Source organism: Treponema endosymbiont of Eucomonympha sp., from assembly GCF_001028545.1.
Genome location: NZ_BBPW01000033.1, coordinates 1 through 8260 on the forward strand (window position 1 = coordinate 1; position 8260 = coordinate 8260).

General features: G+C 59.5%; 9 protein-coding genes and 1 tRNA gene. 4 read left to right on the plus strand and 6 right to left on the minus strand.

Annotated features, from left to right (window positions below; genetic code table 11):
• Positions 1–337, minus strand: a 337-nt coding sequence (locus tag AWU74_RS02815; RefSeq protein ID WP_238580141.1) for a PfkB family carbohydrate kinase, incomplete at its 3' end; no start/stop codon positions are given.
• Between the two features lie 302 nt (positions 338–639).
• Between AWU74_RS02815 and rny the strand changes: the two genes are divergently transcribed.
• The 3 genes from rny to AWU74_RS02835 all read left to right on the plus strand — a co-directional run bounded on the left by rny (position 640) and on the right by AWU74_RS02835 (position 3652).
• Positions 640–2211: a ribonuclease Y gene (gene rny, locus AWU74_RS02825; protein WP_062327365.1), complete on the plus strand. Its 1572-nt coding sequence runs from the start codon at positions 640–642 to the stop codon at positions 2209–2211.
• 77 nt (positions 2212–2288) lie between these two features.
• Entirely contained in the window at positions 2289–3212 is a 924-nt protein-coding gene (gene pyrB, locus AWU74_RS02830) for an aspartate carbamoyltransferase (protein WP_062327368.1), read from the plus strand.
• Entirely contained in the window at positions 3212–3652 is a 441-nt protein-coding gene (locus AWU74_RS02835) for an aspartate carbamoyltransferase regulatory subunit (protein WP_062327371.1), read from the plus strand. Before pyrB ends, AWU74_RS02835 begins: the two co-directional genes overlap by 1 nt.
• Positions 3653–3852: 200 nt before the next feature.
• Here AWU74_RS02835 and AWU74_RS02840 read toward each other — a convergent pair whose 3' ends face one another.
• The 3 genes from AWU74_RS02840 to AWU74_RS02850 form a co-directional block, all read right to left on the minus strand.
• Positions 3853–4605: an RsiV family protein gene (locus tag AWU74_RS02840; RefSeq protein ID WP_062327373.1), complete on the minus strand. Its 753-nt coding sequence runs from the start codon at positions 4603–4605 to the stop codon at positions 3853–3855.
• The gene (gene mnmE / locus AWU74_RS02845; RefSeq protein WP_062327376.1) at positions 4606–6018 is read right to left on the minus strand and encodes a tRNA uridine-5-carboxymethylaminomethyl(34) synthesis GTPase MnmE; all 1413 of its coding nucleotides are present in this window, start codon (positions 6016–6018) and stop codon (positions 4606–4608) included. It lies immediately after the preceding gene.
• Between the two features lie 386 nt (positions 6019–6404).
• Positions 6405–6476: transfer RNA gene (locus AWU74_RS02850), tRNA-Cys, on the minus strand.
• Between the two features lie 168 nt (positions 6477–6644).
• Between AWU74_RS02850 and AWU74_RS11465 the strand changes: the two genes are divergently transcribed.
• On the plus strand, positions 6645–6812 hold the full coding sequence (locus AWU74_RS11465) for a hypothetical protein (RefSeq protein ID WP_187150802.1): 168 nt from the start codon (positions 6645–6647) through the stop codon (positions 6810–6812).
• Here AWU74_RS11465 and AWU74_RS02855 read toward each other — a convergent pair.
• Both AWU74_RS02855 and AWU74_RS02860 read right to left on the minus strand, forming a co-directional pair.
• Complete coding sequence (locus AWU74_RS02855; RefSeq protein WP_062327378.1) at positions 6809–7378, minus strand: ANTAR domain-containing response regulator; 570 nt, start codon at positions 7376–7378, stop codon at positions 6809–6811. The two genes, AWU74_RS11465 and AWU74_RS02855, sit on opposite strands and share 4 nt — an antisense overlap.
• Positions 7379–7382: 4 nt before the next feature.
• Positions 7383–8260 (minus strand): type I glutamate--ammonia ligase (locus AWU74_RS02860; RefSeq protein WP_062327381.1); only part of this gene is annotated, 878 nt, incomplete at its 5' end.

Here is an 8260-nt window from a genome sequence, read left to right on the forward strand (position 1 = left end):
GCGAGATGCTCGAATAGTCGCGGTCGTAGACGACGGCGGACGGGCGCTGCATTGCGCCGACTTCAAGGTAGTAGACACCGACGCGACCCGCCGTCCGCCTGACAAACTGCACGTCAGCCCCGTAGCGGCGCACCTCATTTATGGCGGCGTCGCCGATAGGGTTTGCGGGCAGCGCGGTAACGAACACGCTCTGCTTGCCCAAGAGCGAGAGCGAGACCGCGACGTTTGCCTCGCCGCCGCCGAATGTCGCTTCCAGAAGCGGCGACTGAAAGAACCGCTCGTGCCCCGGAGACTTGAGGCGGAGCATGATTTCGCCGAATGTTACAATTCTATCCATGATGAGAAACCTCCGCAGATATTTTACCGCGCAATCCGCTCGTTTCGCAAGCCGTGCTGTGGCGGACTCACGGAGCGCCCGTGCCGACAGCACTGGCAGCCGCCCAAGCCTGCGTGCGTCTATAAACGCTTCTTTCCTTGAGATGAGACTCTGTCCCGCGGATAAGGCGCCTGCGAGACCCGCAAATCGGGCGGATATTTTCGGTTTGACAGTAAAACGCTTTTTGTGGTATGGTGAGAAACCTCATATCGGTAGAGCAAAGAAAGATATTGAACATTCCATAAAGGAAGGAGAATCTTGACATGAACGCAATGTTATGGACAAGCCTCCCGGTTGCCGGAATAGTTCTTGGGTGGATTATTCGCTGGCTGTATGCCAGATTTCAATTGTCTGCGTCCGAACAGCGGGCGGAACGGATTACCCGGAACGCCGCGCAGGAAGCGGAAATACAGAAAAAAGAAATTTTACTAGAAGCGAAAGAACAACTCATTCGAGAGCGGAACCAGCAGGAACGGGAGCACAAAGAACGGCAGGGCGAAATCCAGAAGCGCGAGCAGCGCCTTGGGGAAAAAGAAGAAAAACTGGACAGGCTCGCCCAGGACGCGGAAAAGCAGGAACAAGCTCTTACCGCCCGCAAACAGGACGTCACAAAGCGCGAAGAATTTCTCGCGGCCCGTGAGCAGGACGCCGCAAAGCGCGAAGAATTTCTCGCGGCGGAAGACGCGCGCTACCGGAAAGAACTGGAGCGGATTTCGGAGCTTTCCGCAGAAGAAGCGAAAACGCTGCTTATCCGAGACCTTGAAAACGACGCGCGGCACGACGCGCAAGCCCTGCTGAATAAAATCGAGCAGGACTCGCTGCTTTCCGCCGAAAAAAAGGCGCGGGACGTTCTGGTTACGACTATTCAGCGAATCGCCGGCGAAACGACGGGCGATATTACCGTAACGACGGTCCCGCTGCCGAGCGACGACATGAAGGGACGCATCATCGGGCGCGAGGGGCGCAACGTCCGTGCGCTTGAAACGCTTACCGGCGTAGATCTCATTGTCGACGATACGCCGGAAGCGGTGGTCATATCTTGCTTCGACCCGGTGCGGCGGGAAATAGCGAAAGCGTCGCTTGAGCGGCTTGTTATGGACGGGCGCATTCACCCCGGGCGCATCGAAGAAATCGTGCAGAAAGTGTCGGGAGAAATCCAGCAGCGCATATACGACGAAGGCGAGCGGGTGCTTTTCGACCTCGGCATTCACAACATAAGCCCGGAGGGCGTTGAGGCGCTCGGACGCTTGCATTACCGCACGAGCTATGGGCAAAACGTACTGCGGCATTCGTATGAAACCGCAGTCATTGCGGGAATGCTGGCGGCGGAAGTCGGCGCGAACCGAGACCTTGCCAAACGCGCCGCCGTGCTCCACGATATCGGGAAAGGCGCAAAAATCGAATCCGACCAGAACCACGCCGAGATAGGCATGGATATGGCGCGGAAAATAGGCGAAGACCCGCGCGTCATAAATGCGGTTGGCGCGCACCATGGCGATATCGAATCGGACAGCATTGAGGCGATCATCGTGCAGATTGCGGACGCGATTTCGGCGGCGCGGCCGGGCGCGCGGCGCGACACGGCGGAAACCTACGTGAAGCGCCTCGAAAACCTTGAAGCGGTTGCCGTATCGTTTGCCGGAGTCGAACGGGCGTATGCTATTCAGGCGGGGCGCGAGCTGCGGATTTTGGTCAACCATGAACGGGTCTCCGACGGCGGCGCGAGAGATATGGCAAAACAAATCGCAAAGCAAATCGAAACGGATTTGCGCTATCCGGGGCGGATAAAGGTAACGATGATACGCGAAACGCGCGTCGTCGAATACGCGCGATAGCCGCGCGGCTTGAAGCGTTTTGGCGAGCCTTGCCCGCGATAACGCCTTGAGGAGCGGGCACGCTGTATGGAGGCGCGATGCTTTTGGGAAGGCATATCATTTCGCCGAGCGATTTGACGCTCGGCGAAATCAGCGAATTGTGCGACGCGGCGGAGAAAATGCTCGCCGATACCGCCGCTTTTGCCGGTGTGTGCCGCGGGAAGATTCTCGCGGCGCTTTTTTTTGAGCCGAGCACCCGCACACGGCTTTCGTTTGAGGCGGCAATGCTCCGACTCGGCGGGAGCGTCCTCGGCTTTGCCGACTCGGCGAGCAGCTCCGCCGCGAAGGGCGAATCGCTTGCCGACACCGTCCGCACCGTGTCGGCGTATGCGGACATAATCGCAATGCGGAACCCCAAAGAAGGCGCGGCGCTGCTCGCCTCGCGCTACAGCGCCGTACCGGTCATCAACGCAGGGGACGGCGGGCATCATCACCCGACGCAGACGCTCACCGATTTGCTCACGATCCGCTCGCTCAAAGGCGGCTTTTCGGGGCACACCGTCGGGCTGTGCGGCGACCTGAAGTTCGGGCGTACCGTGCACAGCCTCGCCGAGGCGCTCAGCCGCTATCCCGGGAACCGCTTCGTGCTCGTCAGCCCGAAAGAACTCGCCATACCCGAATACATTACGCAGGGCGTGTTCGCCAAAACGGGCACGGCGTTTGCCGAATGCGAAAAGCTGGAGGACGTTATCGGCGACCTCGACATTTTATACATGACCCGCGTGCAGCGCGAGCGGTTTTTTAACGAGCAGGATTACGTCCGCCTGAAAGACAGCTATATCCTCGACCGCGAGAAGATGAAAGGGGCAAAACCGGATATGATTGTGCTGCACCCGCTGCCGCGCGTCAACGAAATTGCGCCCGAAGTCGATTCCGACGCGCGCGCGGCGTATTTCGCGCAGGCGCGCTACGGCATGTTTACCCGCATGGCGCTTATTGCCAAACTCACGGGAGTGCTGTAATGCTGAACATAGACACGATTAAAAACGGGCTGGTGGTTGACCATATCCGTGCGGGGCTGGGACCGCAGATTTTTTTCTGGCTCGGGCTGAACAGGGCGCATTACTGCGCCGCGCTGATTATGAACGTGCCTTCCAAACGCTTCGGGTTGAAGGATATCATCAAAATCGACAACATCATCGGCATAGACTATTCGGTGCTCGGGCTTATCGACCCGAATATCACGGTGAACGTGGTTAAAAATGAAACGATTGCGCACAAAATCAGACTGTCGCTGCCGGAGCGCGTGGAAAACGTCGTCCGCTGCAAAAACCCGCGGTGCATTACGTCGAGCGAGACGAATATCGCTCACATTTTCTGTCTGACCGATAAAAAGAACGCCGAATACCGCTGCGAATACTGCGACTCGCTATACCGCGCGGGTACTGGCGAAGGGCTGTAATATGGAAAAATAGTTTTCGACAGAGGAACACGAAACATTGCACAGGCAGATGAGCGGACTCTGTTCAAAAAACGAAGCGGCGAAGCTACGGCAAGAGTCCACCAAGCTACGGCAAAAACTGAATAGGTCTGTTCAAGGTTGGAATAGGTCAAGCCGATAGCCGTGCACAACCCGGCGCGTTTCCGGTTTGCGCGGAAGTCTTAGCCGCCGGATATACCGGTTTCCCGGCTGATTTTGACGCGCTGTGTGCCGTAAACGCCCGCCGCGACTTGATACCGCTGAAAGTAAAACGCGACGCCGTCGTCTTCCAGCAGGAATGCCCGGTAATTATCCGCCCGCGGCGCGGTTCCTTCCCTAATCCACTCGTCGCGTGCCGCGTCCCCGCCGGGGTTGAGTCTTCGGGACAGCTCGCTGCGCGCCCGTTCCGCCAAAGCGGCGAGCGAATCGAATCCGGCGCGGCAGACCGCCGCCTCCGGTGAGACCAGCCGTCGGCGGCGCAGGTCCCAGTTGAGCGTTTCGACCGCGCCGTTGCCGTGCGCCCCGCCGGAATACCACTGCACGTCGAGCAGGACGCAGACATATTCGGCGTCGAGCCTTCCGGCTTGCCACGCGACGTTATACGCGTAGTCCGGTCTGTCCGCCGCCGCTTCGGAGGACTGCATGCGCAGGGCTTCGCTGGCTTCCGCGTCGGCGGCGAATTCAGCATACCGCGCCGCCGCCCGCGTTTGGATAAGCGCGTTCAGTTCGTCCTCGCCGGAGACGACCGGAATATCGCCGTGCGCCGCCGCGTCTTTTTGCTGCGCGCTGAACGGAACCGACGCGACGCTGACGCTCTGCCCGTAACCCCGATTCCAACCTGTACCGGCGCCCGTGTTCGGCGGCGAAACGCAGGCGAAGACGCACAGCGCGGCGAAAACCGCTTTCGCGGTTGCCCGGCGATAGCTCTTTTTCATTCATTTCCCCAGACAAAACTGCGAAAACACGGTCTCTAATATGTTTTCCGGCGTTACCGCTCCGGTAATCTCGCCGAGAAAATCCAGCGCTTCTTCTATATCCGCCGCGACAGCGTCCGGCGCGAAGCCCTTTTCCAGCGCCGCCAGCGCGTGGCGCACCGCGTCGAGCGCCGATTCCGCCGCCTTCTTCTGCCGCTCCGTCCCCAAGCCGCCCCTGCTTGCCGGATTCGCGCCCCCGCCGCATACCATAGCCCATACCGCGTCGGCAAGCGTTCCGACCCCCTCGCCGGTTTTCGCGCTGAACGGAACGGACGGTACAGACAGTGCGGCGCACACCGACTCCGCTCTCCCTGCGCCGCACCTGTCCGCTTTGTTGACGAGCGCAATGACGGAACCGGCGGTTCCCCGCAGGAACGCCGCGTCTTCCGCGTTCATGCCCGCCTCCGCGTCGACGACATACAGCGTAACGTCGGCGCTTTTGACGAGGTTTTCGGTGCGCCGTATGCCTTCCCGCTCGATTTCGCCGGCGGTTTCGCGGATTCCGGCGGTGTCAAACAGCCGCGCGGGAATGCCGCCGAACGACACCTGCGCTTCAACCCAGTCGCGCGTCGTGCCCGGCTCCGCCGACACGATAGAACGCTCTTCCTTTACCAGCATATTGAATATGCTCGACTTTCCGGCGTTCGTCTTGCCCGCAAGCACCACGCGCAGCCCTTCCTGATACACTTTTTCCACCGCCCACGTCCCGCAGAGCGTCGCGAGCCGCGTTTCCGCGTCTTTGAGCGCGCCGCTGTCGAATGAGTTGACAAGTGCGTTTTCGTCTTCGGGATACTCGATTTCCGCCTCTATTGCCGCGAGCGCCCGGACGAACTTCCGCTTTATCGCGTCGATTTCGGCAAAGAGCCGACCCGCAAGCCGTTCCGCCGCGTGAGCGCCCGCCTCCGCCGTCTTCGCGTCGATTATCTCGCGCACCGCCTCCGCGCGGGTCAAGTCGACTTTGCCGTTGAGATAGGCGCGAAGGGTAAACTCGCCGCGCAGCGCTTCGCGGAACCCGTGCGTGGTGAGCAGGCGGAACAGCGCGGTCGTTACCGCAATGCCGCCATGACAGTAAATTTCCGCCGCGTCTTCGCCGGTAAAACCGTGCGGGGCGCGGAACACGCCGACGAGTACCTCGTCGATAGCCTTTCCCCCCGGGTTGACCACCCAGCCGTGCACAAGCGAACGCGATGTCGCCGCTTCGAGCGCGTGCGGGCGGGAAAAGAGCTTTGCGAGTAGCGCGACCGCGCCCTTTCCCGACGTGCGGATTACGCCGAGCGCGGCCGGCGCAAGCGGCGTAGCGATCGCCGCAATCGGTTCGTCGCTGCCGTACCCCGCCGGGGAAACCAGCGTTTCTTTCAAGCCCGTCTCCGTCATATGCGATTCGCCTTTCGGATAAACGCACCCAGTCGGCGGAAACATGCACCCGATCGTTTCATGGTTTTCGTGAATATCTGTATGCTATTTTTTTATGAAGTATCTTTTTCCGGAGGGATAACGGCATATATGCAGTCTGTAAATGCAGCATTCTTGACTCTGCGGAGATACGCACGCTGAACGCGAAACGGAATTTTGCGGGACAGATATGTGCATTTATTATTGGTAGCAGTAAGCAACAAACGTCTTTCGCGGAAGCATAAGCGTTATTATTTTTTTTGTATAAGAAGAATGGCTGGTTTTTTTGCTATACTACATTACGCGCGTAGCAGCACGCAATTTCCTCTCGCCCGAAAACACCGCCGAAGCAGCATTTTATAAAAGACAGGCGCCAATCAGAATCGAACTGATGCATGAAGGTTTTGCAGACCTCTCCCTTACCACTTGGGCATGGCGCCATAGAACAAAATAATAATAACAAAAAAAAATAATTTTGTCTAGTGTCGCATTGCATTTATGTTACGAAGTATTCGTGCAAACGAAAAGCGATAAGGCGCGGCGCTCCTATGCGCGTCTGCCGCGCTACCTAGGTAGTGTGGACTTGAAAGTGGATGTAAACACCTGATATGAATAGCAATGATGAAGGAAACGGTGAACTTTGCGTAGCACGTAGCGATTCCTCGCTAACGTTTGAGGGTGCCGAAGACGATTTTAATGAAATATCCGTAGCTTGCTGCGGATATTTCATTCATGCCTCCCATTTTATCTCCTCCGCTTTAGTCCACACTACCTAGGCTTCGTAAACCCTCAGGATATTTTCGGCGGTAACGGTTTTGCTCTGGCGCGCGTCCATAGACTGCTTTTCTATATAGCGGTGCGCCTGCGGCTCGGTCATGCCGCGGTGCCGGACAAGCGCGCACTTCGCGCGGTCGACGGCGCGGGTTTCTTCGAGCTTTGCGTACAGCCTGCGGTTTTCGGCTTCCAGCTTCAAAAGGCGGCTGCGGGAAGCGCACAGGAGCTTTACCGACTGGTAAAAAAACTCCGGGCTGACAGGCTTTGGCAGCACGAACACGCCGGAGTCCTCCACCGCCGCGCTCACGTCGTACAGGGTTTCTACCTGAGTAATCACGATGATTCCGGCGGACGTGGTTTCCGCCGCGCGGAGCGCCACGTCTTCCCCGTGCTCGTCGGCAAGCGGCGCGTCTATGATAATCAGGTCGAAATCGCCGTCGATAAGCTGCCGCCGCGCCTCGCTCCCGCTCTGCGCCGCAACGATTCGGGACAGCGGCTGCGATTTGAGCAGGTCGGCGATGATTCCGAGCGTGGAACCGGTGTTCGAGACTATCAGCACGGCGTCCATTCCGCTAGATTTCCCCGAATTCCGGCTCGCTTCCGTCGGTCAGCAGGCGGATATAGGCGCGGGTTGTTTCGCCCGAAAGCACGCGGGCGACGAATTCGCTCGTTTCCGCAAGCGCCGCCGCTTCCGCAAGCGATTCGGGCAGTTTTTCAAGCCCGGCCGTTTCCGCCGGGGAGGCGCGGCACGCGTCGAAGGCGGACGGCGGCTGCAGCGCCTGTCTGTCGCGGATTCCCTCTATGCCGGCGGCGAGCACCAGCGCAAGCGCGGCGTAATGGTTGCAGGCGGGGTCGGGGGAGCGCAGTTCCATTCGGGCGTATTCCCCCGTGGCGGCGGGGATTCGGACGAGGTGGCTGCGGAACACCGGCGCCCAGCTGACATAGCGCGGGGCGTCCGGCGCGCCGAACCGCGCATACGAACTGCGGAGAGGGTTGAGGAACGCCGTGATTTCGCGGCTCCGGCGCAGAATGCCCGCGATAAACCACTGCGCCTCAGGGAGAAGCTGCTCGGAGGACTCCAGCGGAATGCCCTCGGAGGCGAAGAGGTTTTTCCCGTCCCGGTACAGCGACAGGTTTATGTGCAGCCCGCTCCCGCTCGCGCCTTCAACCGGCTTCGGCAAAAACGACGCGAACAGCCCGTTCCGCGCCGCGACGGTCTGCACCGCGATTTTGAACGTCGTCAGGTTATCCGCCGCGGCGAGAATATCGCTGTGGCGGAACACGATTTCCTGCTGGCCGGGACCGGATTCGTGGCGCGAGGTTTCCGGCTCCAGCCCCATTTGCTTAAGGGTCAGGCAGATTTCGCGCCGGATATTCTCGGCTTTGTCCCGCGGCGCGAGGTCGCAGTACGAAGCCGTGTCCTGCGGCGTGCGCGTCGGAAGCCCTTTCT

Excerpts from the sequence above, each read along its gene's own strand:
- rny (WP_062327365.1), top strand. The coding sequence starts at position 640 with ATGAACGCAATGTTATGGACAAGCCTCCCGGTTGCCGGAATAGTTCTT.
- AWU74_RS02840 (WP_062327373.1), bottom strand. The coding sequence starts at position 4,605 with ATGAAAAAGAGCTATCGCCGGGCAACCGCGAAAGCGGTTTTCGCCGCG.
- pyrB (WP_062327368.1), top strand. The coding sequence starts at position 2,289 with ATGCTTTTGGGAAGGCATATCATTTCGCCGAGCGATTTGACGCTCGGC.
- AWU74_RS02855 (WP_062327378.1), bottom strand. The coding sequence starts at position 7,378 with ATGGACGCCGTGCTGATAGTCTCGAACACCGGTTCCACGCTCGGAATC.
- AWU74_RS11465 (WP_187150802.1), top strand. The coding sequence starts at position 6,645 with ATGAATAGCAATGATGAAGGAAACGGTGAACTTTGCGTAGCACGTAGC.
- mnmE (WP_062327376.1), bottom strand. The coding sequence starts at position 6,018 with ATGACGGAGACGGGCTTGAAAGAAACGCTGGTTTCCCCGGCGGGGTAC.
- AWU74_RS02835 (WP_062327371.1), top strand. The coding sequence starts at position 3,212 with ATGCTGAACATAGACACGATTAAAAACGGGCTGGTGGTTGACCATATC.